The organism is Lysinibacter cavernae (assembly GCF_011758565.1).
Classification (GTDB): domain Bacteria; phylum Actinomycetota; class Actinomycetes; order Actinomycetales; family Microbacteriaceae; genus Lysinibacter; species Lysinibacter cavernae.
In genome coordinates this window covers 123,040-147,602 of record NZ_JAAMOX010000002.1, presented here as the reverse complement: position 1 = coordinate 147,602, position 24,563 = coordinate 123,040, and the positions used below count along the sequence as shown (strand labels likewise).

The following is a 24,563-nucleotide window of genomic DNA, read 5'->3' as shown; positions in this document are numbered from 1 at the left end:
TGTTGCATGTCGCTGTGCGAGTTGGCCAGGTGCGTTCCTTCCGTCGGAACCACAGGTGAAGTCGAGTCGTTCTCAATCTCGGATTGCTCGAGTCGGTGCCAGAGAACGGGTCTACGCGGGCGGGCCAGCGAGCCCAAAATCGTTGCCGGTGCGCAGAGGCGGCAGATCCGCAAGGCGCTGGAGGGCGGCCTGGACGGACGCGGCGTAGAGCGCTCCTCCTTCGGCATCAGGATGCACCTGGTCACCGGCTAACAGGTCAAGATGCGGTGCGATGCTGTCGTGCCAGTTGGCGAGTTCGACGTTGCGGTAGCGGGCGGCGAAGGAGGTGAGCAGGTCGTTGACCCCAGGTATCCAATCGCGAGGGGCAAAGGCGTTAACGAGAACAATCGGACGCCCATCCGCTGCCACCCGCAACGCCTCAAGATCATCCGCATCCACGGGCCCGTTTGTGCCAAGACCCACAATAAGCACATCGCTGAGCGTTCCAGCAGCCGCCATTGCCTGCACAACGCCGAGTCCACTGTAAAAACTTCGCGAGACAGCTGCATCAATGGAAATGCCTGGGAATGCAGCTTGTAGTTCGGGGGCGCTTGCCAGCATCACGGAATCACCAACCGCGGTCAGCTGTGAGCCGGCAGGAAGCGGCTTCTGGGGCGGTGGAACAGCAGTAGGAGCGGGACTCGTTGGTGTCGATCCGTTCTGATTATGAAGTGCCGATTCGCCACGAAGAATGTTGTCAGTAGCGGAGTTGGCGGTCACGCTCAGCGTGATAGCTGCAGTGCTGCCTGTTACCGTTACGAGCAAAACCGCAGCGGTGATGGACGCTGTCATAAAACGGAGCCGATCACTGTGTACCGATGAGAGCGCGGCTCGGGCGGCCCCCCGAAGCCCAAATTTCCTCACGGGTTGTTCGACGAATCGATATGACAGGTGGGCAAAGGCAACCGTGAAGGTGAGGGCAATGCCGCCAGCGAGCCAGCCGACGGGAGCTGATCGGCCGAGGTCATGAAAAGCAGCCTGTACGAGGACAAAGAGTGGCCAATGCCACAAATACAGGCCGTACGATCGTTCACCGACATACCGTAGTGGGCGCGAATCGAGTGTGTTGCCAAAACGAATCTTCGGATTGGTAACGACCCAAACGAGGGCCGCAGCGGCGACGCTCACCAGGAAGAGGCCGCCTTGATAGGTGAATCCGCCTTCTTCTTCAAGCGAGATTGCAGCCCATACAATTGCAGCGGAGGACAGGGCCCCGACGGCCCAGAGTACTGCAGGTGACGCAGCGCGCGGAATCGTCGACGTATTCTGGCGAGGTCGCATGAATAGCGCAAGCGCGGCACCGAGGGTGAGCCCGAAACTGTGGGTGTCTGACCCAAAGTAGGCCCGTGTTGGGTCAGATCCTGGCACATAGGACTGCCCCATGAGTGAGGCGGAGACCAGCGCAAGCAGCAGGACCGCGAGAACGGGTGCTGCTCGGGAACGCAGCAGCAGGATGAGCAGCAGTAAGAGCGGCCAAACGATATAAAACTGTTCTTCGACGGCCAGGGACCAGAGGTTGCGAAAGAGCTCAGGTGTGTCACGCGTGAAGTAGCTGCCTCCGTCGGCGATATAGATCCAGTTGCTGCTGAACGTGGCGGCGCCAAACACCTGTCGACCGAGATTGACGAGGGTGTCGCCGCGCACGAGAAAAGCTGCAGACGAGCAAACCAGCACAACGAGGGCGAGCGCAGGGAGCAGACGACGTGCTCGCCTTCGCCAGAAGCCGCTGAGCGAGATTCGCCCGTTTGCCGCCCGCTCCCGTAGAAGCAGACTGGTAATTAGGAACCCGCTGACGACAAAGAATATGTCGACGCCAATGAACCCGCCGCGCAGCATCCCCGGTGTGAGGTGATAGATAAGAACGAAAATGACGGCAACGGCACGAAGCCCGTCGAGTCCGACAAAACGAGCGCCACCTACAGAAACCGGGGTCACCTCCGGAGCCGCTCCGGGGGAGGGCGAAGGGAGTACTGACAAAGGCTGCATAAATTTCGGAACAAGGGGAACTGCGAATTGGCGTCCCTCAAGGATACCCCGCCAAGTTGGGCTAAATTAGTAGTTATGCCCAGCTCCACCACCCGTCGATTCGTTTTGCCTATTTCGTACGACGGGACGGAATTTGCGGGCTGGGCCAAGCAGCCGGGGCTTCGCACTGTTCAGGGTGTTCTTGAGACCTCTCTCGGAACGATTACGCGGCACCCTGACAACCCGCCAGTGCTCACCGTTGCAGGGCGCACTGACGCAGGCGTTCATGCGCGGGGACAAGTTGCGCACGTTGACCTCAATGACGACCATCTTGCTGCCCTTGGGGACCGGAAATACAGCGGCGAGCGAGTTACCCCGGCCCAGAATCTTCGATCGCGTCTGAGCGGAGTATTCGGCATTAATAATGTTGATCTTGCCGTCGGTGAAGTCACCGAAGTATCGAAGGACTTTGACGCTCGGTTCTCCGCGCTGTGGCGGCGATACGAGTACCGCATCGCCGACCTTGCCGGTCGCAAGGATCCAATCCATCGACGGCACACCGTTTGGCTTGATGTAGATCTTGACCTCGACCTGATGCAGGCTGCCGCACAATCGCTCATCGGCCTCCACGATTTTGCTGCGTTCTGCCGACGGCGAGAAGGGGCAACAACCGTTCGCACCCTGCAGCATTTTGCCTGGACTCGCGACGCAGAAGGCGTACTTATCGCGACCGTTCGAGCCGATGCGTTTTGCCACTCAATGGTGCGTTCGCTTGTTGGCGGGTGTGTTGCCGTTGGGAGTGGCCGCCTGACGCTTGACGAACTGTTGGATGTTCTCCATCAAGCAAAGCGAGGGAGCCGATTTATCGTCATGCCAGCACACGGTTTGTCTCTTGAGCAAGTTGCGTATCCCGACGCGAGTGAGTGGTCGGCACGAGCCGAACTCACCCGCGCCAGGAGAGCCCTCGAAGATCCAAACGATCTCGACGACTAGCGAGTGCCGACGAGTACTGGCACCGGTTGGCTGACCGCTGAACGTCGTTTGCCGAGTTCAACCGTCGGAACGCGGTAGGTCTCCCGCGCGGTGAAGGCTGAGATAGCCGAGATCAGCAGGCATCCTGCCGTAAAGACTGCAACCGGCACCCAGCCGTTGACCCCGTCGCCGAGCAGGGCGAAGCCGATTGTTGGCGCAAATCCAGCGAGGAGAAAACCAAGCTGGGTTCCGAGGGCAAACCCCGCTGCCGCGTTGTAGAGGGCGGGCTCAACGGTTCGTCCGCCCTGACTGGCCCCGGTGAGCTGCTGGCTGTAGTCAGGAAAATTATCAAGCAGGATAAAGCGAATGCCGAGCTCGTCTTGCACAAAGCGAAGCATCTCGTCGCCGTGCTGGATTGCCGCGGTCAGAAGTTCTTCGCGGCCCCTTCCCCGGGAAATCTCGCGAACGTAGGTTGCCGCGGCGTCGAGCGAATCCGAGATGCCGGCGGCCCGCGCGAGGTGGTTGTCGGCCACCCACAGCATCCCGCCAGACACGGCTGAGGTTCCGCCGAGCAAGCTTGCCTTTTCGAGTACGAGGACGCGTAGCCCCTGGTTGGCCGCGGTTGCGGCCGCCGTGAGGCCTGCTGCCCCAGACCCGATGACAACAACATCGTAGGTTGTTCGTTCTGGCCCACTGATAATCTGCATGTTTTCTCCCGTCGACACTGACGTGTGTATTGGAGATTGACGGTAGCAATGGGGGAATGCCCCTCCGCGGCGTTACCCGTTGAACGGGTATGGCTTAGTTGTTGTCGGAAGGCAACGGATGCGTGGGGATGCGGTATGGGCGTGGTCCCTCGTCCCCCATTGCGCGCGAAATGCCTCGGGCGGCCGTGCGCAGTGCTGGCACTGTCGAGGGGAGTTGTTCCTGACCCCTGTGCACGATGACGCTCAGAGCCGCAACCAACTTGTGTCCGCGCTCGAACACCGGCACGGCGATGCCGGTTGACTCCGGAACGATGACTCCAGGCACGCTGGCATAGCCAACCCGATAGATTTCGGTGAGCAATCGTCTCAACTCATTGGGATCGGTGATGGTTTGGTCGGTGAAGCGCTGAAGTGGCCGGTTGAGGACTCGATTTCTCAGCTGATCGTCGGCGTACGCAAGCATGATGAGTCCTGACGAGCAGGCGTGCAGTGGGAGGCGACTCGCGACCTCAGCGATGTTTGTGGTCGTCGAGTGCGAAGACAGGCGGTGAATATAGAGCACCTCGTTCGCATCGAGCACGCTCAGCGAGGTGTGTTCCCGAACGATGGAGTGCACGTCCTCCATAAACGGGAGGGCGACCGTGCTGAGTGAAACGGTGTGCGAGCCCCTTGATGCGAGTTCCCAGAGTCGACGACCAAGTCGGATGTGTCCAGACGCGTCCCGTTCGAGCATTCCCTCAAGGGTGAGATCGGCCACAAGCCGATGAGTTGTGCTTTGGGCGAGACCTACTCTGCGAGAAAGTTCTGAGACGGTGAGGGTCGTTCGGCGCGTGTCGAAGGCATCAAGGATCCTGGCGACGCGGCTCACCACGGATTCGCCTGAGGGTGAATTGGCCATGCCTCATTATGCAGGGAGGAATTCGCCTCGCGTTTGCAGGGAAAGCTGTGGTAGTGTTGATCCTTGGTGTCATGCGCTCTCGTAGTGCTGCGCCCGAAGTTGAGCCCTCCGACGACCAGTTTCCTGAAACTGGCAATAGGAGTGGGATTCACGAACACCTCATTTCGACACAGAAAGCAGCACAGTAGTGACTCGCACATTTTCACCCAAGCCCTCAGATCAGAAACCTGAGTGGATCGTAATCGACGCCGCTGACGTGGTACTGGGTCGCCTCGCAACCCACGCTGCCGCCCTTCTGCGCGGCAAGCACAAGCCGACCTTTGCTCCTCACATGGACATGGGCGACTTCGTCATCATCATCAACGCCGACAAGGTTGTTCTCACGGGCAACAAGGCCGAGAAGAAGCGCGCCTACCGTCACTCGGGTTACCCGGGCGGCCTGAGCTCGGTTTCATACACCGAACTCCTTGAGAAGAACCCAGAGCGCGCAGTAGAGAAGGCCATCCGTGGCATGCTCCCGAAGAACTCGCTCGGAGCCGACCAGTTCCGCAAGCTGAAGGTCTACGCGGGTGCAGAGCACCCTCACGGCGCACAGCAGCCAAAGGCATTCACGTTCAATCAGGTCGCGCAGTAGTCGCGAAGCCTAGTAGACATAAAAGATAAAAGGATTTTAGACATCGTGGCCACTATTGCAGACCAGATTGAAGCTTCAGAAAGCTTCACCACCGAAACCCCAGCCGAGGCAGCTCCTAAGGCAGCTCGCCCAGCACTGAGCGTTCCCGGCGCAGCCGTTGGACGTCGCAAGCAGGCAATCGCCCGCGTGCGCCTCATCCCCGGCACCGGAAAGATCACCGTCAACGGACGCGAGATCGAAGACTACTTCCCAAACAAGCTGCACCAGCAGCTCATCAACGACCCCTTCACGCTTCTTGAGCTTGTTGGCGGATACGACGTTATCGCTCGTATCTCGGGCGGCGGACCTTCGGGTCAGGCTGGTGCCCTTCGCCTCGGAATCGCTCGCGCGCTGAACGAGATCGACGAAGAGAACAACCGCCCAGCACTGAAGAAGGCCGGCTTCCTGAGCCGCGACGCTCGTGTGAAAGAGCGTAAGAAGGCCGGACTCAAGAAGGCCCGTAAGGCTCCTCAGTACTCGAAGCGTTAAACCGCTTCGGGATCAGGAACGATCTTGCGTCGCCTTTTTGGCACGGACGGCGTCCGTGGTCTTGCGGGAATCGACGTTACAGCCGACCTGGCACTCGGGCTTGCTCAAGCAGCAGCCCGGGTGCTGGGTCGTTCTGCACGTGAAGACTCTCGCCGCCCAGTCGCCGTTGTAGCCCGAGACCCACGAGTTTCGGGAGAATTCATTTCCGCCGCGGTTGCGGCAGGACTTGCAAGCTCTGGCGTTGATGTTCTCGACGCCGGAGTTATCCCCACACCGGCTGCCGCTTTCCTGGTAGCCGATGTGGATGCCGACTTTGGTGTGATGGTTTCTGCCTCACACAATCCAGCGCCCGACAATGGTATTAAGTTCTTTGCCCGCGGTGGCAAGAAACTTGCCGACGAGGTCGAGGACCGTATCGAGGCCGCGCTCAGCGAACCAAAGCTCAGCCCAACGGGCCGCGAGGTCGGTCGCATTCGCAGATTTGCGGATGCCGAAGATCGTTACGTCCTTCACCTGCTTGGCACCATGCCGGTTCGTCTTGATGGCATCCACGTTGTACTTGACTGTGCGCACGGCGCTGCCGCTGGTATTTCCCCGGATGTCTTCCGTGACGCTGGAGCCACGGTGACCGTTATCGGTAACGATCCAGACGGCTACAACATCAATGATGGTGTCGGCTCTACTCATCTTGACCTCATCGGTAAAACGGTCGTCGAGATTGGTGCCGATCTTGGCATCGCACACGATGGTGATGCTGACCGCTGCCTTGCGGTCGACCATGAGGGCAACGTCGTCGACGGAGACATGATTATGGCAATTCTTGCTGTCTCAATGTCTGAACGAGGACTGCTCAAAGACCACACTCTTGTCGCGACAGTGATGAGTAACCTTGGCCTTCGCATGGCGATGCGCGATCACGGCATCAGTATTGTTGAGACCGGGGTTGGCGACCGCTACGTGCTTGAGGTCCTCAACGAAGGCAATTACTCGCTTGGTGGGGAACAATCAGGGCACGTGATCATGAGTGAGCACGCGACAACCGGCGACGGCATCCTAACCGGCCTGCAGCTTGCCGCCGAGATGGTTCGAACAGAGAAGACGCTGAAAGAGCTTTCGACGCTCATGACCGTCTATCCTCAGGTGCTCGTGAATGTGAAGGGTGTTGACCGTTCAAAGTCGGCAACCGACTCAGTCATCGCGCAGGCAGTTGCGCAGGCCGAAATTGTGCTTGGTGAATCAGGCCGAGTCTTGCTGCGCCCATCCGGCACCGAGCCCGTTGTCCGAGTCATGGTCGAGGCTGCCGAGCAGCATGTGGCAGAACAGCTAGCGAATGACCTCGCGGACGTCGTCCGCGCCCGAACCGCGCTCTAGTACCTGCATCTATTTGCGAGTAATTGTCGAGAAAAGACTCTTTTCTCGCAGAAACTCGCAAATAGATGCAGGTTAGAACTTGCGGAGGAGAACCTTCTGCACCGTGTGGTCAGAGTCTTTCCTGAGCACGAGCGAGGCTCGTGAGCGAGTTGGGCGCACGTTCTCGATGAGGTTCGGCTCGTTGATGTTTTTCCAGTACTCGCCGGCGACGGCGCGGGCCTGCTCTTCGCTGAGGTCGGCAAATCGCCGGAAATGAGAATTTGGGTCGGTGAACGCGCCCTTCTGCAGTGCAAGGAAACGTTCTTCGTACCAGTGCGCGATATCGCTGGTACGGGCATCCACATAGATCGAAAAATCGAACAGGTCACTGACCGCCAGAGGATGCTGTGCGGTTGCCGACTGCAACACGTTCAGCCCTTCGACAATGAGGATGTCTGGTTGGCGAACGGTGATGTGGGCATTCGGCACGATGTCGTAGACAAGATGAGAATAAAACGGCGCCCTCACCTCGGCGGCTCCGCCCTTGACCTGCGTCACAAACTTGAGCAGCGCGCGGCGGTCGTATGACTCGGGGAAGCCTTTACGGTGGGCGATGCCACGCCGCTCAAGTTCGGCATTGGTGTACAAAAAACCGTCGGTCGTGATGAGATCGACTCGAGGGGTGTCATCCCACCGGGCGAGAAGCTCGCGAAGGAGGCGCGCCATGGTCGATTTACCGACGGCAACCGAGCCTGCAACGCCAATCACAAACGGGGAGGGACGAGTGTTGTCTCCGAGAAATGAATGGGCCCGCTCGTTGAGGCGCTTGGTGCCAGCCGCGTACATATTTATGAATCTGCTGAGAGGTCTGTAGACCTCGTTGACCTCGGTCATATCGAGCGGTTCGCCGAGGCCACGCAACTGCACAATCTCAGTTTCTGTAAGCGGAAGCGGGGTATTTGGGGCAAGCGCTGCCCACTGGGACCTGGAGATCTCAGTGTAGGGATTGGCGAGGTCTTCCTGCCATGCGCGCGTCGTAGCTGTCATCGGTATCCAATAGTGCCACTAAACTGTTCCATATGTGTGGAATCGTGGGTTACACCGGAAATAATGACACCGTCGGCGTGCTGATGGGTGGACTCAAGCGACTCGAATATCGGGGATATGACTCAGCAGGCATTGCTGTGATCACCGATTCGGGGGCTCTTGACACCCGAAAGAAGGCCGGAAAACTGGCCGTCCTGAGCGACGACCTTAACGCGCACCCGCTCACAGCGGGCAATACCGGAATCGGTCACACGCGCTGGGCAACACACGGAGGACCAACCGACGTAAACGCCCACCCGCATCTTGCCGATGACGGGCGCCTTGCGCTCATTCACAACGGCATCATCGAAAACTTTGCGCCGCTTAAAGCCGAATTGCTTGAGGCCGGATACACGTTTGAAAGTGAAACGGACACGGAAATTGTTGCCGTCGAGCTTGGCCGCGCGTATCGCGAGGTCGGAAACCTTCGCGACGCATTCCGTGCGGTTGTCGGTCGCCTCGAAGGAACGTTTACGCTGCTCGCCGTCCACAGTGACGAGCCTGGAGTCGTTGTGGCTGCTCGCCACAACTCGCCGCTGGTCGTTGGCCTTGGTGACGGAGAAAACTTCTTGGGGTCCGACGTCGCCGCGTTTGTCGAGCACACGCACCGCGCCGTCGCCATCGGTGAAGACAACATTGCAGTCATTACGCCAGAGTCGGTTGTTGTTACCGATTTTGCGGGCAACCACGTTGAACTCGAAGAATTTGAAATCGCCTGGGACGCCACATCCGCCGATAAAGGTGGATGGTCGAGCTTCATGGCCAAAGAGATCGCAGAGCAGCCAGAGGCTATTGCTAACACCCTCCGCGGCCGCATTGTTGACGGAATCGTTGAGATTCCCGAGCTCGCGGGCCTCGGTGCTGACACGCTCCGCGATATCGACCGCATTGTTATCGTGGCTTGCGGAACCGCATCCTACGCCGCAAGCGTCGCGCGCTACGCGATCGAGGCGTGGGCACGCGTGCCCGTCACTGTCGAACTCAGCCACGAGTTCCGCTACAGCAACCCGGTGCTGAGCGAGCGCACGCTCCTCATCTCGGTCAGCCAATCAGGCGAGACCATGGATACGCTCATGGCCGTGAAGTACGGCCGCGACGCCGGAGTGAAAACGCTTTCGGTATGCAACACCCAGAGTGCAACGATTCCTCGCGAGTCGGACGGCGTCATTTACACGCACGCCGGACCAGAGGTAGCTGTTGCGTCGACCAAAGCATTCATTGCCCAGATTGTCGCTCTGTACCTCTTCGGCCTGCACCTGGCAAACGTTCGAGGCACGCTGACCGCAGAAGAGCTTGCCGAACTCACTGAGCAGCTCACTGGTGTTCCAGAGCAGCTTGCAGAGGTGCTTGAGGTCACTGAGACGGTTCGTACGCTTGCGCACTGGATGGCTGACACCCGTTCGGTACTGTTCCTCGGTCGCCACGTTGGGTTCCCGATTGCCCTTGAGGGCGCGTTGAAGCTCAAGGAGATTTCCTACATTCATGCCGAGGGCTTCGCCGCTGGCGAGCTGAAGCACGGCCCTATTGCGCTCATCGAGCCTGGACAGCCGGTTTTTGTGATGGTGCCGAGCCCGCGCAACTCGCCGGTGATGCACTCTAAGATCGTGTCGAACATCCAGGAGATTCGTGCCCGTGGCGCCCGCGTTATCGCGATCGCAGAGAAGGGCGACGCGGCGGTGCTTCCGTATGCGGACGAGGTCATTCCGCTTCCTATCGCAGAGCTCTTCATGCAGCCGCTGCTGACGGTGGTTCCATTGCAGCTGTTTGCCCTCGAACTGTCGACGGCAAAGGGCCTCGACGTTGACCAGCCGCGGAACCTCGCCAAATCGGTTACCGTCGAGTAACTCGGTCGCGTCTGCGGGAAGCACTGCACACATGATTCTTGGAATTGGGGTTGATACCGCAGAGATTGCTCGATTCGAGCGCTCTCTGCGGCGCACTCCGGCCCTTGCGACGCGCCTGTTTGCCGAACAGGAGCGGATGCTTCCCGTCTGGTCACTCGCCGCGCGCTTTGCGGCAAAAGAAGCGCTCATTAAGGCGCTCGGAGGAGACCACGAGCTTGGCTGGCACGACATGGTTATTCCAGCAACGGCCGGGGCACGGCCGAGCTTTGAACTGACGGAGGCCCTTGCCGCCGTGCGTGAGCGGATTGGCGTGACGAACATCCACCTTTCTTTGACCCACGACGGTGGCATGGCTACCGCATTTGTGGTGGTGGAAGGAGACCCCTCATGACAAGCGAGGTACTTGAACAGCGGCCGTTCCGGCGTGCAGTCGTGAGCACCAGCGCCATTGCCGAAAACGTTCGCAGCCTTCGCGCTCGGTTTGCGGGGCAGACAGTCATCGCGGTCGTGAAGGCGAATGCCTACGGTCATGGCGCCGTTGCGTCCGCACGGGCGGCCCTCGCCGGCGGGGCGACGTGGCTCGGCGTCGCAGACCTGAACGAAGCGATTGAGCTTCGCAGCGCTGGAATTGATTCGTCGCTGTTGTGCTGGGTCCACGGACCGAACACCGCGTTTGAGTACGGAATCGCCAAGAACATCGACATTGGCGTGAGCTCGCTTGCACAGCTTGAGGCCGTCGCTGCAGCGGTCGCCCGGCTGCGGCTGGGCAACGAGGCCGGTCCGGTTACCGCCATGATCCAGATTAAATGCGACTCCGGGCTGAGCCGAAATGGCGTGCCGTCCGACCAGATCACGTCGGTCTTCTCCAGGGCTCGCGAGCTGGAGCGCGCTGGCGTGCTGCGCGTGCGCGGCCTGTTCAGCCACCTCTCGAATGCATCTGAGGCGGATGATCGCGAGGCGATCGCCGCGTTTGCCGGAATCGTGAAGATGGCAACGGATGCCGGGCTTGAGCCGGACCTCATCCATATTGCAGCCTCGGCTGCCGCGCTGAGCTATTCGGCAGAAGACCTCGTCGTGTTGCCGGTCAACGCGGTCCGCCTTGGGCTCGTGATTTATGGCCTTTCCCCACTCGAGGGAGTAACCTCCGCGGATCTTGGACTTCGCCCGGCAATGCGCCTGGAAGGGACCGTGCTCAACGTGAAGCGCGTTCCCGCAGGAGCTGGCGTATCTTACGATTACACGTACCGGACCGCGGGGGAGACCACCCTCGCCCTTGTTGGCCTCGGCTACGCAGACGGAATCCCACGGGCCGCCTCGAACTCGGCCCAGATCTCCGTTCGGGGCCGTACGTATCGCATTGCGGGTCGAGTCGCCATGGACCAGTTTGTACTCGATGTTGGCGACGATACTGTTGACGTGGGTGATACCGCCGTCATCTTTGGCGATCCGAACGACGGCTATCCGTCGGTGGAGTCGTTTGCGGAAGCCTGCGGCACGATTAACTACGAGATTGTGACCAGGGTCGGCCCGCGTGCTTACCGCGAGTACACAACCGAATAGGGTAGAAAATGCTGACAACGTTGACCGTTTCTCACCCAGATGCAATGCACGAGCTTGGCATACTGCTTGGAAGGCAGCTCAAGCCTGGTGATCTGGTTGCGCTGACCGGCCCGCTCGGAGCGGGAAAGACGACGCTGACACGCGGCATCGGCGAGGGCTTGGGCGTCAGAGGACCCGTCACGAGCCCAACCTTTGTTCTGGCGCGCACCCATCCTTCGCTGGTTGGCGGCCCGCCGCTTGTGCACGTTGATGCCTACCGGCTGTCGAGCGCGCTTGAGCTTGATGACCTTGACATCGATTTTATGAACTCCGTTGTGGTTGTCGAATGGGGCGCGGGGATGCTTGACGGTATTTCCGACTCGCTGCTTGACCTTGTCATTGAGCGGCCAACGGGCGCCGGCGCTGACACCGTCGAAACCCCTGAGGGTGAAGAGCCCATCGAGCCCCGTATCCTCCGCGTGACAACAACAGGACCGCGCTGGGACAGCGGCCTACAACTCGGCCTGTAGCCGCTTCGTTAGCGCAAACGCTTGGCCGCTGTCGCTGCAATTGCATCTGCCACAACGGTGAGCGGGGCAGAACTGAGGCTCCACTGCTGCCAGTAGAGCGGAACATCCACCGCTCCAGCCTCGTCAAAATTGAGAAGTGAGCCGTTCGCTATTTCGGCGCGACCAAGATCTTCTGGAACGAGGCCCCAGCCGAGCCCGGCCACGATGGCCCTCGTGAAATCGGTTGCCGAGGGGATGACGTGCTGCGGGGGATTCGTGACAACACCGTGCCGCTCGCGGAGGTAGGTGCCCTGCAGCTCATCCTTTTGGTCAAACACAAGATGTGGGGCGGCGGATAGCGCGTCGCTGAGCTGCCTGCCGTCCAACCAGCGCTGTGCAAAAGCGGGAGCCGCGAGGGGGAGGTAACGCATCTTGCCGAGGAGCGACACCACGCAGCCCTGCACTGGTTCGGGGTCTGACGTGATGACCGCCATGACATTTCCTTCGCGCAAGAGCCTGGTTGAGTGCGCTTCGTCTTCCCTCCTGATGTCGAAGCAGATGCGGGCCTCCGGTGGTATCGATGCGAGGGCTGGGAGCGCCCAGGTAGAGAGCGAGTCGGCGTTGATGACCACAGCGACGCTTGTGTATTCGGCCCTATCGGGGTCGAGTGCTTGAATGGCATCCTTCTGGATTGCGGCCGTTTGCCTCGCGAGCCGAAGGATGACCTGTCCCGAATCGGTTGGCCTCAGCGGCTTGCTTCGCCGCAGGAGAACCCTGCCAACCGCCGATTCGAGGGCTTTGATGCGCTGGCTGACTGCCGACGAGGTGATGTTGAGCTGCTGCGCGGCAAGCTCAAACGTGCCGCAATCAATGACGGCGGCAAATGCCCTGAGTTGGTCAGAATGAAAGTCCACATTAGCAATACTACTTAAGCCGTAAAATCATTAGCTAGACTTCAATAAGGTGTCGACCATAGGCTCGCCTAGTGAACACGTTTCTGCCCCACATGCTTGCCGGCCTTGGCCTCGGCTTTTCGCTCATTATCGCCATTGGCGTACAGAATATCTTTGTCCTCCGTCAAGGCATCCGTGGGGAACACGTGCTGCCCGTTGTACTCGTCTGTGCGCTCTCCGACGCCGCGTTGATCCTTCTTGGCGTGACTGGGCTGGGGGTCATCATCGAGCGGGCACCCCTGCTCATCACGATTATTCGTTGGGCAGGGGCAGCGTTTCTTCTTACGTATGCGGTGCTGGCGGCCCGACGTGTGTTCACCGCGAACTCGCTCGACGTCACGACAGAAGGAAAATCTGCCGGGCTTGGAGCCACCGTGCTAGCGGTGCTTGCGCTCACCTGGCTCAACCCGCACGTGTACCTCGACACCGTGCTGTTGCTCGGGTCAATCGCAAACACGCACGGGATTGACGGCCGCTGGTGGTTCGCCGTCGGTGCGGTTTTGGCAAGTGTGATCTGGTTTACTGCTCTTGGATACGGGGCGAGGCTTCTTCGCCCGCTGTTTGCCAAGCCAATTGCTTGGCGTGTGCTTGACGCAATCATTGCCGTTGTGATGCTTGTGCTCGGCGTGAAACTGGTGCTTCCGTAGCGCAAATCGTAACGGGGCGTTTGTTCTTGGCTATGCCTCGAACGCCGGAAACTCTGCCGTCACGTTGAGCCCGCCACCCGCGCGCGGTGTGATGGTAAGCGTCCCGCCGTGGCGATCAACAATCGCCGAAACGATTGAGAGACCGAGCCCGCGGTTCGGCTGGCCTGTGGTGTTCGTGCGGCCACCGTCGCGATAGAACGGGTCAGCGAGGTATTCAACCGATTCCGGCGCAACCGCCGGCCCGCTGTTCGATACGGTGATGCTGACCCAGCGAGGGGCCCTGCTCGTAGACACCCGGACGAAGCCGCCGTCGACGTTGTGCCGAAGGCCGTTCTCAACGAGGTTCCGGATCAGCTGCCTGGCGAGGACCTGGTCACCGCTTGCAACCGCGGTGGTGAGGTTGCTTTCCAGCGTGATGCAGGACTCAACCGCGTCAGCCGTTGACTCGTCAATGACCTCCTGCGCGAGATGGTGCAGGTTGACGGGGGAATGCGACGGCTCGGCCGACTCAATTTCGGCAAGATCGAGCAGGGCCTCAACCGTATTGATGCTTCGCTCGTTTGTCTCTCGAAGTCGCAGCAGCATGGCCTTTTCGCTTTCGCCGGACTCAAGCAGCGCAACATCGATCATGGCCCGTGACGTTGCCAGCGGCGTCCGCAGCTCGTGGGAGGCATTCGCTGCGAATCGGCGATAGGTACCAAAGGATCGCTCAAGCGAGCCGAGCATCTCGTCAAACGTCGCTGCAAGGTCAGTGATCTCATCGCGCGGCCCATCAAGCTCGATGCGGTGCTGGAGTTCGCCCTTCGCTGCACGGCTGGCCGCCGCGTTTACGTACTGGAGTGGCTTGAGCATCCGGCCCGCCATGATCCAGCCAACAATTGCGCCGCCGACCCCGAGAATGATGAGGGTTGCGATAGAAATAATGAGCAGCAGCCTGAGAATATCGTCTCGAGTGCTGACAACAACGGTCTGGGCAATCGCCGTTGTGCCGTCGGGAAAGACGGCGCCGTAGTCGGGCGCGGTCAGCTCGTAGCCGCGAGTCGAGTAGAGTTCTGCCGGCTCGCTGAGCGAGGTGGCCGTGCCAAATTCATACGTTGGCACGAGCCCGATGAAGACATAAATAATGGCAAGCATGATTGCGCCGGCGATGAGCAACAGGCCTGCGTAGGTGAGCGTCAGCCGCGCCCGCACCGTGAGGTGATACGTGCGAGGGTTCTCGCGGAGTTCAGCGAGTTTCTTGTTCAATTGCATAGCCAACTCCCGCAACGGTTTTGATGACCCACGGCTCGTCGAGTTTTCTCCGCAGTGTGCTGATGGTGACCTTTACTGAGTTGGTAAAGGGGTTTGCGTTTTCATCCCATGCCTTCTCAAGCAGGGTCTCCGCGCTGACAACCCCGCCTTCCGCTCGTAGCAAGACTTCGAGCACCGAGAATTCTTTGCGGGTGAGGTTCACATAGCGACCCTCGCGGAAGACTTCGCGCCTGAACGGATCAAGCTGGATGCCGTTCATCGCCAGAACCGGCGGCAACGCCGTGAACTGACGCCGGGTGAGGGCCCTCAGCCTCGCGATGAGTTCGGGAAACTCAAACGGCTTTGAGAGGTAGTCGTCGGCACCAAGTTCTAATCCACCGACTCTGTCCCGAAGCAGCCGCGCAGCGGTGAGCATGAGGATCGCAGGGCGACACGGCCTTGTGGCGAGCTGCTTGCAGACGTCGTCGCCGTGCGTTCCCGGAATGTCTCGGTCGAGCAAAATAACGTCGTACTCGTTGACCTCAACCGCGCTCAGCGCGTCATTCCCATCGCCAACGATATCTGCCGAGATTGCTTCGAGGCGGAGCGCCGACCGGATGGCGTCGGCCAGATAGGCCTCGTCTTCCACAATAAGTACGCGCACTGCTGCCCTTCGATTGATGCTGTTCCCCAGATGATCTGTACCCAGTGAAACATGCCGAGCATAAAAGAAACGTAAAGAGAACCCTTTACCTGCTCGCAACCGGCGCTTTGGTGAGCTAGAGACATCCATCGACAACCGGTGGATAGAGCGAAAGGTCATCTCATGAAATCAACACTGTCCCGTCTGGGCGTGGCGCTTGCCAGCATCGTCTTCCTCATTGGCGTCTCGGCCTGCTCGCCTGTTACTGGCGATAGCGACGCCGACGGCGAGCTGAAGAGCGGCGATAGCAACTCGGAGTTCAACGCGTGGAACGTGAAGTTCACCAAGTGTATGAAAGCGGAGGGCGTTGATATGCCCGAGGTCCAAGCTGTTGACGGAAGCGGTACCTCCAGCACTCGTGTCATGGACGGCGACATGGATTTTGAAGCGTACGAGCAGGCGAGTAAGACCTGCCTTGACGAGGTCGGAAAGCCGCCAGTGCAAGAAGGAGGCATGGATGAGGAAGAAATGAAGACCTCCATGCTTGCTTTTGCAAAGTGCATGCGGGAAGCCGGGTACGACTATCCAGACCCTGTTTTTAGCGAGGGCGGGACGATGGGTATGGCTGCGACAAGCGCTGACGACTTTGCCCCTGCCGATCTTGATCGGTGCAATAAGGAAGCCGGCCTTCCCGAAATGAAGATGAGCAAGTGATGACTTCGGAAACTCGCAAACGATCGAGGCCGCTGCTGATTGGCCTCGGCGCTTTCGTTCTTGTTGGTGCCGTTGTTGCGGGCATCATGTTGAGCAGGCCACCGGCCCCCGCAGAAGCAACAAAGCCTGACGTTGAGGTGACAACAGCATCCGTGAGTCGGGGCGAGCTCACCGAACGGGTTCGGGCCAAAGGAAAACTCGCGTTCACCAACGCTCGAAAGATTGGCTCAAGCAAACAGGGGACGGTCACCTGGCTTCCCGATATTGGAAGCGTACTGGCGCAAGGGCAGGCCCTGTTTTACATCGATAACGAGCCAGTTGTGTTGTTCAGGGGAACGCTTCCCGCCTGGCGTTCATTTGAGCAGGGCATGACCGACGGGCCCGACGTGCAACAGCTCGAGCAGAACCTGCTTGATCTGGGTTTTTTGGACGGCACGCCGGGTGAAACGTTCAACTGGCTCACAACGGCAGCAATTAAGGCCTGGCAAAAATCGATTGGTCTCGAACAAACCGGAACGATCGCAGTTGGTGACATCCTCTTTGTGCCCTCGGACGTCCGGGTAACGGACCACGTTGCTGCGGCTGGCGATCAAGCCGGCCCAGAGCTCATGACGGTGACGAACACGGACAAGCGGGTGAGCGCTTCAATCGAGACGGCGCAGAGCGAGCTTGCCGTCGTTGGAGCCTCCGTGAGCCTCCAGCTGCCTGACGGAACCCAAACAACGGGAACCATCGAGAGCGTTGGGTCGCCTGTTGAAGAGGAGACGCCGATGGGCGGTAAGACGCTCAAAATTCCGATCCAAGTGCGGCCAGACGACGCCGCCATCGTTGCCGCGCTGAATAACATCACGGTGACGGCAGTGCTGACCCAGGTCAAACGAGACGATGCCCTAATCCTTCCGGTGACGGCGCTGCTGGCCCAGCCTGGCGGCGGGTTTGCGGTTGAGCGGGTCACGGGTACCGGAACGAAGCGGAAAACGGCGACGGTTCCGGTTGAGCTTGGGGCGTTTGCTGATGGGCAGGTTGAGGTCGTTGGTGGGGATCTTGCCGAGGGCGATACCGTGGTGGTCGCAGAATGAGCGCGCTCATTGACTTGGCCTCAGTATCGCGAAGCTACGGTTCTCCGCCAACCGTGGCGCTGCGCAACATCGACCTCAGCGTCGACAGGGGAGAGATGGCCGCAATCGTTGGGCCGAGCGGCTCCGGCAAATCGACGTTGCTGAACGTGATGGGCACGCTTGATCGGCCATCGGCTGGCAGGGTACGGATCGATGGGCGGGACGTGGACGTGTTGAAGGATGCTGAGCTTTCTGCGCTCCGCGCGTTCACGATCGGGTTTGTCTTTCAACAGTTTCACCTCGCGGAGGGAGTGACAGCGCTCGACAATGTGGCTACCGGGTTGTTGTACAGCGGTGTCTCGCGCAAGCAGCGAAGGGAACGGGCTGGGAACGCCCTTGACCGTGTTGGACTCGGCCACCGCATCGGTCATAAACCAAAGGAGCTGTCTGGCGGCGAACGCCAGCGCGTTGCAATCGCACGGGCGGTCATCGGAGAGCCGCCGCTGTTGCTTGCTGACGAACCAACAGGCAGCCTCGATACGGCGTCGGGTGAGGGCATCATGCAGCTCCTGAATGAGCTCAACGCGGCTGGCACAACCGTGATTGTCATCACCCATGACAACGACCTCGCCTCGCGGATGCCGAGACAGATCGAAATCCGCGACGGCGAGCTCATCCGTGACAGCAAGCCACGCGTCATTCTTGAGGGGGTGGCCTCGTGAGCGGAGCGGAACAATCTCGCGCGTCTGGTCTGTTGCGCTCGCGGCTCAGAACGAACGACCTGATCGCCCTGAGCTTTCACGGGTCACGGGCGCACCCGCTGCGGGCGATTCTTTCGTCGCTTGGTATCGCTATCGGGATCGCGGCGATGGTCGCCGTAATCGGCATCGCCACATCCAGTGAGGCGCTCGTGCGAGAAAAGCTTGCCGCCCTTGGTACCAATGTGCTCACCGTCAGCGCCGGAAATACTATGTTCGGCGAAGACGCAACGCTTCCTCCAGAAGCGGTCGAGCGCGTCAGGCGCATAGACGGAGTGCAAGCGGCAAGCTCAACCGCCCTTATGGATAAAATTCACGTGTATCGCAACGCCTTTGTTGATCAAGGAGCCACCGCAGGCCTTGGCGTTCGCGCGGCGGACGTTGACCTGCTCGAAGCGACCGGCAGCAGCGTCAAACGCGGGGCATGGCTCAACGAGTCGACGGCAAAACTGCCAACAGTTGTGCTCGGCTCGGCCGCGGCAGAACGGTTAGGTATCAGCGAGATCGGCAGTGCTGTCTGGCTTGGCGATCGCTCGTTTATTGTCGTCGGGATCCTCAACCCATCATTTCTTGCACCAGAGCTGGATAGCTCAGCACTGATTGGTATCAACGCCGCGACGACTCTGTTCGGCTTCGACGGCTCTCCCACCACGCTGTACGAAAAGTCTGACGAGGATGCCGTCACGAAGGTTCGTAACGTGCTTCCGGCAACGGTAAACCCGCAAGCCCCAACAGAGGTTGAGGTCAGTCGACCTTCCGACGCCCTTGCCGCACAAAACACGGTTGACCAAGCGTTTACCGGTCTGCTTGTTGGGGTCGGATCGATCGCGCTACTTGTTGGCGGCATCGGCGTCGCGAACACCATGGTGATATCAGTCCTTGAGCGGCGTCGGGAGATTGGCCTTCGCCGCTCCCTCGGCGCGACCAGGAGCCATATCCGGCTGCAATTTCTCAGTGAGGCCGTATTGCTCTCGGCCTATGGAGGTCTTGCCGGTTCACTGCTTGGGCTAGGGATTACCGCGGTTGTGGCAAACGGCAACGGGTGGCCCGTCGCCATCCCGCCGGCCGTTTTGGCCGCAGGCGTGATTGTCACCATGTTGGTTGGGGCGGTGGCAGGAGTGCTTCCGGCCATCCGTGCCTCGCGAACTTCTCCGACGGCCGCGCTGAGCGCCTAGCCCGTCCCAACGTGGGGTGCGAACGGTCGCACCCCACAGCTGGCGGTCGGGCGCGGCCGCGTGCCACAAGCGAGTACCCTTGAAGGGTGCTGCTTGCTATTGATACGTCCCTCGGAACCAGTGTCGGCGTTGTATCGGCAGATGGGAGGCCCTGTGATGCGGTCTCAACCGATCCTCTCCGTCACGCCGAGGTGATTGGTACGCTCATTGCCGAGGCCCTCGCACAGGCGAATGCCGTGCCAGCGGATATCACCGAGGTCATTTGCGGAGTTGGCCCCGGCCCGTTTACCGGGCTTCGTGTTGGTATCGCGGCGGCTCACGCCTTTGCCGCCGGTCGTGCCATACCTGTCCGCTCGTTTGTCAGCCACGATGCGATTGCGCTCGAGGAATACGATACGGCGTCCGCAGAAGACGTTGTTGTCGTGACGGATGCCAGGCGCCGCGAGGTCTACTGGTCGCGCTACTCTCCTGTCCCCTCGCCGGACGAGGGACTGCAATGGAGGCGCATCTCCGGTCCAACGGTGAGCAAAGCGGATGACCTGCCAGCGGGCATCCGAGTGATCGACGGGAATAGCACCGGGCTGCGCGCGTCGTCCCTCATCGAATTGGCTGAGCGGATGCGAGCGGCTGATATCGAACCCGAATCTGGCGAAGCCTTATATTTGCGGTCGCCAGATGTCACCCCGTCCAACGGCCTAAAGCGGGTGACCAATTGATTACACTGCGCGACGCAACCGGTGACGACCTCGATGGGATCATGGCAATCGAGACGCCAACCTTTGCCCGCGAGGCTTGGTCTCGCGCCTCGATGCAGCAGGAACTCTCGGCCGATCACCGTCGCTACATCGTTCTTGTTGATGGCGACCGGCTCGTTGGCTACGCCGGACTGTTATGCGCCCGCGGTGGGGGCGAGGGCGATATCCAAACCATTGCTGTGCTTCCCGATTATCGTGGGAGGGGGCTCGGCCGACGGATGCTCGCAACCCTCTGCAACGAAGCTCGCGACCGCGGTGCCAGGGAAGTTTTTCTCGAGGTTCGCGCTGATAATCCGACGGCAGAGGGGCTGTACGCCAGCGTTGGATTTGAACGACTTGGAATCAGGCCCGGCTACTACCAACCAGACAACATTGACGCGGTGATGATGAGACTCAACCTTGACAGCGTTCCTGCCGACGAAGACCTCGCGCAGCAGGCAGAGGCGGCCCTTCGCGCGGTTCCAGCCGCGCCCCTTGTGCTCGGAATCGAGACGAGCTGCGACGAGACCGGAATTGGTATTGTTCGAGGCACCGAGCTGCTCGCAAACGCCATCGCGTCGAGCATGGACGAGCACGCCAGGTATGGCGGCGTTGTCCCAGAAGTTGCGGCACGCGCGCACGTCGAGGCGCTCAAGCCGACGCTCGATGAGGCGCTTGCCGAGGCCGGAATCCGCTACGAAGACCTCGACGCGATCGCGGTAACGAGCGGTCCAGGCCTCTCCGGTGCGCTGATGGTCGGGGTGAGCGCGGCAAAGGCGCTTGCGGTGTCTCTCGATAAACCGCTGTATGCCGTGAACCACCTGGTCGGACATGTTGGCGCGGATGTGCTTCGTTCGCGTGAGGATCACGAGCCGCTCGAATTTCCGACGATTGCGCTTCTTGTATCGGGCGGGCACACTTCCTTGCTGCTCGTTCGCGACCTGGTGAGTGACGTTGAGCTGCTCGGCGAGACCATAGACGATGCCGCCGGCGAAGCATTCGACAAGGTTGCTCGTGTGCTTGGGCTGCCGTATCCGGGTGGCCCGCAGATTGACCGCGTCGCTGCCGAGGGCAATCCAAAAGCTATCCGCTTCCCGCGCGGGCTGAGCTTGCCAAAAGACATGGCGAAGCATCGTTACGACTTCTCGTTCTCAGGGCTGAAGACCGCGGTTGCGCGCTACGTCGAGAAACTGCAGGACGCGGGCGAACCGGTTCCCATCGCGGATGTGGCCGCGAGCTTCCGTGAGGCTGTCGCCGACATCCTCACCGCAAAAGCGATTGCCGCGTGCAACGATCTTGGGGTGCCACGTCTGCTGCTTGGCGGCGGCGTTGTGGCGAACGCCAGGGTCCGCGACCTCGCAACCAAGCGCGCGGCCTCAGCCGGAGTTGAGCTGCGCATCCCGCCTCTGAGCCTATGCACCGATAACGGCGCGATGATTGCGGCGCTTGGGGCACAGCTAGTGATGGCTGGCCGAGCGCCGTCGACCCTGTCGTTTGGTGCCGACTCGACGCTTCCCGTCACTGACATCCAGGTGATGTAGCGTTCGTGGGCCGATTGATCGGTCCCACGAACGCCCTTGGCAATTAGATTGCCGACCAGCCACCGTCGCTCGCCAGAACAACGCCGTTGACATTGGCAGAGTCTTCGCTCGCCAGCCATGTGATGGCTGCGGCAAGACGCTCGGCCTCTGCCGGCTTTGGCACAACAACCTGCATGAGTGGGCCAACTACCTGGGCGGCATGCTGCGAGTTCATCGGTGCCTCAATGTTTGTCATGACCGCTCCTGGCGCAACGGCGTTTGTGCGAATGCCTTTACCCCCGTACATGACGGCATTGTTTTTTGTCATGCCGATGACGGCGTGCTTTGACGCGGTGTATGCGATGCCTGCTGCAGAGCCACGGAGACCTGCCTCTGACGCGACGTTGACGATGGCGCCGCTACCCTGCTCGATCATGAGCGGCAGCACGGCGCGGCTGAGGCGCATAACGGAGTTGACGTTGATGTTGAAGACACGCTCCCAGGTTGCGTCGTCGACCTCTGCGCCTGGGAGGAATCCATCCATGATCCCAGCAATGTTGGCGAGGACATCAACGCGTCCGCCTGCAGCCGAGACGAGGGCCTGTGCGGTTTCTTCGGTTGAAACGTCTCCGAGTACCGTGGTGACGTTGTAGTCGGCAAGTTCGGTTGCGAGTGCTTCGAGGCGCTCTGCTACGACGTCGCTCGCAATGACCTTTGCGCCTTCCTGAGCGAGGCGTGTTGCGGTTGCTCGCCCGATGCCCGAGCCGGCTCCGGTCACAATTGCCGTTTTTCCGTCGAAACGTGATGGTGTGATGGTCATGCTGTTCTCCTTTGCGACGGGCCGAACATCCGTGTTGGCCTGAGGCTCCTAATTTAGCACTCGGTGCCATATATGTGCATCTGCTGTGAGCCCAGAGTGGTTAGGCTGGGTTCATGGCACGTGAGAGCAGGGGGCGACCCGTTGAAATCGACCCGCAGCGGATTGCGGCAATCGCTATGGAGCTGTTTGTTGCCAACGGGTTTGACGCCGTCACGATGGACGAGATCGCGGTAGCCGCTGGCACGAGCCGGCGCAGCGTTTTTCGCTATTTTCCATCAAAGAACCACCTCGTCTGGGACGGCATGAACGAGGCGACGCTGCGGCTGCACGCAGCGCTCGAACAGCTTGGTGAGTCCGAGAGCGTCGCCGAGTCCGTTCGGCACGCCTACGTGGCCTCCGTGACGTTTCCGCCAGACCTTGTTGAGGTGACGCGCCAACGGCTGCAGCTCATTGGCTCCCATTCCGCGCTCATGAGCTTTGGGCTTGAACGCCTCGAAATTATCCAGCAGACGCTCGCCGCTTACATTGCTGAACGGGACGGCCTCGAAACGAACGCGCTTGAACCCCAAGTGTTTTCGCAGCTCATTGTCGCTGCATCTATCGGCGCCCTGATCTGGTGGGCGAACAGCAGCGACGAACAACCGCAAACTGTTGTTGACCGGGCCCTGCTCATGCTTGAGCAAGGGTCATTCCGTATTTAGTGCTGATCGAGCGCCGTTTCGGGCTCGGGGTCAGGAGCCTGGCTGGATGCTTGGGACGATGCCGAGCGCATCCGTTTCGCCTTGCCAAGCATCGCCCTGTCGATCACTGGGATGGGCGCCGTTTCATCGGTGAGCGTTGGCGTACTGCGGCCTGTCGGTTTGAGGAAGACAAAGAAGCTCAGAACTAACACGATGACCCAGCCGATGCCAACAAGGAGGGCTGGCCTGGTGCTCTCAACAACACCGATCATGACGATGACAAAGACAATAAACGCGATCGTGGCGTACGAGGCCGCAGGCCAGAGCGGAACAGGGAACTCTGACGGCAGCTTCTGTTCGCGAGCGATTTCGCGTTTCATCCGGACATGAGCGATGAGGATCATCAACCAGACGAGCACGGTTGCAAATGTTGCGAGGGCTGCGATGAGGAAGAAAACAGTGTCGGGGTAGAGATAGTTGAGGAGTACGCCGACCAGCAGCGCGCAGGCCATGGCAAGAACCGTCATCCACGGCACGCCGTTGCGAGTGAGCTTGGTGAAGGCCTTCGGGGCTTGGCCCTGTTGCGCCATCCCGAACATCATTCGGCCTGCCCCAAAAATGTCGCTGTTGATCGCCGAAAGGGCTGCCGTAATAACAACAGCGTTCAGAATGTGCGCTGCGCCACTGATGCCGAGGTTGTCGAAGATCATCACGAAAGGGCTGCCCTCGGTTCCGATCGTATCCCAGGGCATGAGCGACATGATGACACCGAGCGTCAGCACGTAGAACAGGAGGATGCGGACGGGAACCGAGTTGATCGCCTTCGGGATGACCGTCTTTGGGTTCTGCGCCTCTCCTGCGGTGATGCCGATAACCTCGATGCCGCCAAAGGCAAACATGACAATAGTGAACGCTGCAAGCATGCCCCAGATGCCGTTAGGGAAGAACCCACCGTTGGTAAAGAGGTTGGAGATGCCTGCCGCATCTTCGCTCTGGTTGCCAAGACCAAACAGGATAATGGCGATGCCACCAACGATCATCCCAATGATCGCGATAATCTTGATGAGCGAGAACCAGAACTCCAGCTCGCCAAAGACCTTGACGCTCAGCAGGTTGAGTGCCGCGATGAAGAAGATGATCGCGAGGATCCAGATCCACCGTTCAACGTTGGGGAACCAGAATCCCATATACACGCCAAACGCCGTTACATCGGCGAGGGCGACAACAAACATCTCGAAGGTGTACGTCCAACCCGTGATGAAGCCGGCGAGCGGCCCGATATAGCGACTGGCATACTGGCCAAACGACCCCGAGATCGGGTGTCGTACGGCCATCTCGCCGAGCGCCCGCATGACCATGAATACTGCGGCGCCGCCGATCATATAGGCCAGAAGCACTGACGGCCCCGCCGTCTGAATGGCTGCGGCAGAGCCATAAAACAGCCCAGTGCCAATAGCAGAGCCAAGGGCCATGAACCGGATGTGCCTCGCGGTCAGACCGCGCTTGAGTACCTGGGGTGTAGGCGACATTGCGTACTGTCCTTCGAACGTAGGGGAGTCG

Annotated in this window: 25 protein-coding genes; 16 read left to right on the top strand and 9 right to left on the bottom strand. The window is 60.1% G+C overall.

The genetic code is table 11. The features are described from left to right. Positions 1-111 precede the first annotated feature (111 nt). Positions 112-1,974 (bottom strand): acyltransferase family protein, encoded by a 1,863-nt coding sequence (locus FHX76_RS10165; protein WP_341777926.1) that lies wholly within the window; start codon positions 1,972-1,974, stop codon positions 112-114. A gap of 126 nt (positions 1,975-2,100) precedes the next feature. Between FHX76_RS10165 and truA the strand changes: the two genes are divergently transcribed. Next, positions 2,101-2,997, top strand: a complete 897-nt coding sequence (truA, locus tag FHX76_RS10160; RefSeq protein ID WP_167150590.1) for a tRNA pseudouridine(38-40) synthase TruA — start codon at positions 2,101-2,103, stop codon at positions 2,995-2,997. Here truA and FHX76_RS16560 read toward each other — a convergent pair. Together FHX76_RS16560 and FHX76_RS10150 are read right to left on the bottom strand one after the other, a co-directional pair. Beyond that, positions 2,994-3,683 carry an FAD-dependent oxidoreductase gene (locus tag FHX76_RS16560; protein WP_167150589.1) on the bottom strand — a complete coding sequence of 230 codons (690 nt, stop codon included), beginning with the start codon at positions 3,681-3,683 and terminating at the stop codon, positions 2,994-2,996. The two genes, truA and FHX76_RS16560, sit on opposite strands and share 4 nt — an antisense overlap. A gap of 94 nt (positions 3,684-3,777) precedes the next feature. Next, positions 3,778-4,581 (bottom strand): IclR family transcriptional regulator, encoded by an 804-nt coding sequence (locus FHX76_RS10150; protein ID WP_167150588.1) that lies wholly within the window; start codon positions 4,579-4,581, stop codon positions 3,778-3,780. A gap of 187 nt (positions 4,582-4,768) precedes the next feature. On the opposite strand from FHX76_RS10150, the gene rplM reads away from it, so the two are divergent. From rplM to glmM, 3 genes are read left to right on the top strand one after another with little or no spacing between them, the layout of a single operon-like run. Further along, entirely contained in the window at positions 4,769-5,215 is a 447-nt protein-coding gene (gene rplM / locus FHX76_RS10145; RefSeq protein WP_167150587.1) for a 50S ribosomal protein L13, read from the top strand. A gap of 45 nt (positions 5,216-5,260) precedes the next feature. After that, positions 5,261-5,743, top strand: coding sequence for a 30S ribosomal protein S9 (gene rpsI, locus FHX76_RS10140; RefSeq protein WP_167150586.1), 483 nt, complete (start codon positions 5,261-5,263; stop codon positions 5,741-5,743). 24 nt (positions 5,744-5,767) lie between these two features. After that, positions 5,768-7,114 (top strand): phosphoglucosamine mutase, encoded by a 1,347-nt coding sequence (glmM, locus tag FHX76_RS10135; RefSeq protein ID WP_167150585.1) that lies wholly within the window; start codon positions 5,768-5,770, stop codon positions 7,112-7,114. A 72-nt stretch (positions 7,115-7,186) separates the two neighbouring features. Here glmM and coaA read toward each other — a convergent pair whose 3' ends face one another. Further along, complete coding sequence (coaA, locus tag FHX76_RS10130) at positions 7,187-8,140, bottom strand: type I pantothenate kinase (RefSeq protein WP_167150584.1); 954 nt, start codon at positions 8,138-8,140, stop codon at positions 7,187-7,189. 32 nt (positions 8,141-8,172) lie between these two features. Between coaA and glmS the strand changes: the two genes are divergently transcribed. Genes glmS through tsaE form a run of 4 tightly spaced genes read left to right on the top strand, consistent with a single transcriptional unit; the run spans position 8,173 to position 12,092 of the window. Next, positions 8,173-10,023, top strand: a complete 1,851-nt coding sequence (gene glmS / locus FHX76_RS10125; protein WP_167150583.1) for a glutamine--fructose-6-phosphate transaminase (isomerizing) — start codon at positions 8,173-8,175, stop codon at positions 10,021-10,023. Between the two features lie 31 nt (positions 10,024-10,054). Beyond that, positions 10,055-10,414, top strand: coding sequence for a holo-ACP synthase (locus FHX76_RS10120; protein ID WP_167150582.1), 360 nt, complete (start codon positions 10,055-10,057; stop codon positions 10,412-10,414). Continuing rightward, positions 10,411-11,583 (top strand): alanine racemase, encoded by a 1,173-nt coding sequence (gene alr, locus FHX76_RS10115; RefSeq protein WP_167150581.1) that lies wholly within the window; start codon positions 10,411-10,413, stop codon positions 11,581-11,583. The genes FHX76_RS10120 and alr overlap by 4 nt, the downstream gene beginning before the upstream one ends. 8 nt (positions 11,584-11,591) lie before the next feature. Further along, a complete protein-coding gene (gene tsaE / locus FHX76_RS10110) occupies positions 11,592-12,092 on the top strand; it encodes a tRNA (adenosine(37)-N6)-threonylcarbamoyltransferase complex ATPase subunit type 1 TsaE (protein WP_167150580.1) in 501 nt (166 codons plus the stop codon). Positions 12,093-12,100: 8 nt separating this feature from the next. On the opposite strand, the gene FHX76_RS10105 is transcribed toward tsaE, so the two are convergent. Then, positions 12,101-12,985 carry an ArgP/LysG family DNA-binding transcriptional regulator gene (locus FHX76_RS10105; protein WP_167150579.1) on the bottom strand — a complete coding sequence of 295 codons (885 nt, stop codon included), beginning with the start codon at positions 12,983-12,985 and terminating at the stop codon, positions 12,101-12,103. Between the two features lie 92 nt (positions 12,986-13,077). Here FHX76_RS10105 and FHX76_RS10100 point away from each other — a divergent pair, with 92 nt between their 5' ends. Continuing rightward, entirely contained in the window at positions 13,078-13,671 is a 594-nt protein-coding gene (locus FHX76_RS10100) for a LysE/ArgO family amino acid transporter (RefSeq protein ID WP_167151634.1), read from the top strand. A 30-nt stretch (positions 13,672-13,701) separates the two neighbouring features. Here FHX76_RS10100 and FHX76_RS10095 read toward each other — a convergent pair whose 3' ends face one another. Together FHX76_RS10095 and FHX76_RS10090 are read right to left on the bottom strand one after the other, a co-directional pair. After that, positions 13,702-14,922, bottom strand: a complete 1,221-nt coding sequence (locus FHX76_RS10095; protein ID WP_167150578.1) for a sensor histidine kinase — start codon at positions 14,920-14,922, stop codon at positions 13,702-13,704. After that, positions 14,897-15,565, bottom strand: coding sequence for a response regulator (locus FHX76_RS10090; protein ID WP_167150577.1), 669 nt, complete (start codon positions 15,563-15,565; stop codon positions 14,897-14,899). The genes FHX76_RS10095 and FHX76_RS10090 overlap by 26 nt, the downstream gene beginning before the upstream one ends. 162 nt (positions 15,566-15,727) lie before the next feature. Here FHX76_RS10090 and FHX76_RS10085 point away from each other — a divergent pair, with 162 nt between their 5' ends. From FHX76_RS10085 to tsaD, 6 genes are all read left to right on the top strand, one after another. After that, positions 15,728-16,258, top strand: coding sequence for a hypothetical protein (locus tag FHX76_RS10085; protein WP_167150576.1), 531 nt, complete (start codon positions 15,728-15,730; stop codon positions 16,256-16,258). Next, entirely contained in the window at positions 16,258-17,337 is a 1,080-nt protein-coding gene (locus FHX76_RS10080; protein ID WP_167150575.1) for a peptidoglycan-binding protein, read from the top strand. The genes FHX76_RS10085 and FHX76_RS10080 overlap by 1 nt, the downstream gene beginning before the upstream one ends. Next, on the top strand, positions 17,334-18,038 hold the full coding sequence (locus tag FHX76_RS10075) for an ABC transporter ATP-binding protein (RefSeq protein ID WP_167150574.1): 705 nt from the start codon (positions 17,334-17,336) through the stop codon (positions 18,036-18,038). The genes FHX76_RS10080 and FHX76_RS10075 overlap by 4 nt, the downstream gene beginning before the upstream one ends. After that, on the top strand, positions 18,035-19,249 hold the full coding sequence (locus tag FHX76_RS10070) for an ABC transporter permease (protein ID WP_341777925.1): 1,215 nt from the start codon (positions 18,035-18,037) through the stop codon (positions 19,247-19,249). Before FHX76_RS10075 ends, FHX76_RS10070 begins: the two co-directional genes overlap by 4 nt. An 86-nt stretch (positions 19,250-19,335) precedes the next feature. Then, positions 19,336-19,965, top strand: coding sequence for a tRNA (adenosine(37)-N6)-threonylcarbamoyltransferase complex dimerization subunit type 1 TsaB (tsaB, locus tag FHX76_RS10065; RefSeq protein WP_167150573.1), 630 nt, complete (start codon positions 19,336-19,338; stop codon positions 19,963-19,965). Beyond that, the gene (gene tsaD / locus FHX76_RS10060; RefSeq protein ID WP_243848769.1) at positions 19,962-21,524 is read left to right on the top strand and encodes a tRNA (adenosine(37)-N6)-threonylcarbamoyltransferase complex transferase subunit TsaD; all 1,563 of its coding nucleotides are present in this window, start codon (positions 19,962-19,964) and stop codon (positions 21,522-21,524) included. Before tsaB ends, tsaD begins: the two co-directional genes overlap by 4 nt. Before the next feature lie 43 nt (positions 21,525-21,567). Here tsaD and FHX76_RS10055 read toward each other — a convergent pair whose 3' ends face one another. Further along, on the bottom strand, positions 21,568-22,323 hold the full coding sequence (locus tag FHX76_RS10055) for an SDR family NAD(P)-dependent oxidoreductase (RefSeq protein ID WP_167150572.1): 756 nt from the start codon (positions 22,321-22,323) through the stop codon (positions 21,568-21,570). A gap of 113 nt (positions 22,324-22,436) precedes the next feature. Between FHX76_RS10055 and FHX76_RS10050 the strand changes: the two genes are divergently transcribed. Next, positions 22,437-23,024: an acyl-CoA-like ligand-binding transcription factor gene (locus tag FHX76_RS10050; protein ID WP_167150571.1), complete on the top strand. Its 588-nt coding sequence runs from the start codon at positions 22,437-22,439 to the stop codon at positions 23,022-23,024. Here the strand turns inward: FHX76_RS10050 and FHX76_RS10045 are convergent. Continuing rightward, positions 23,021-24,532 carry an amino acid permease gene (locus FHX76_RS10045; RefSeq protein WP_167150570.1) on the bottom strand — a complete coding sequence of 504 codons (1,512 nt, stop codon included), beginning with the start codon at positions 24,530-24,532 and terminating at the stop codon, positions 23,021-23,023. The genes FHX76_RS10050 and FHX76_RS10045 overlap by 4 nt on opposite strands. Positions 24,533-24,563: the final 31 nt, after the last annotated feature.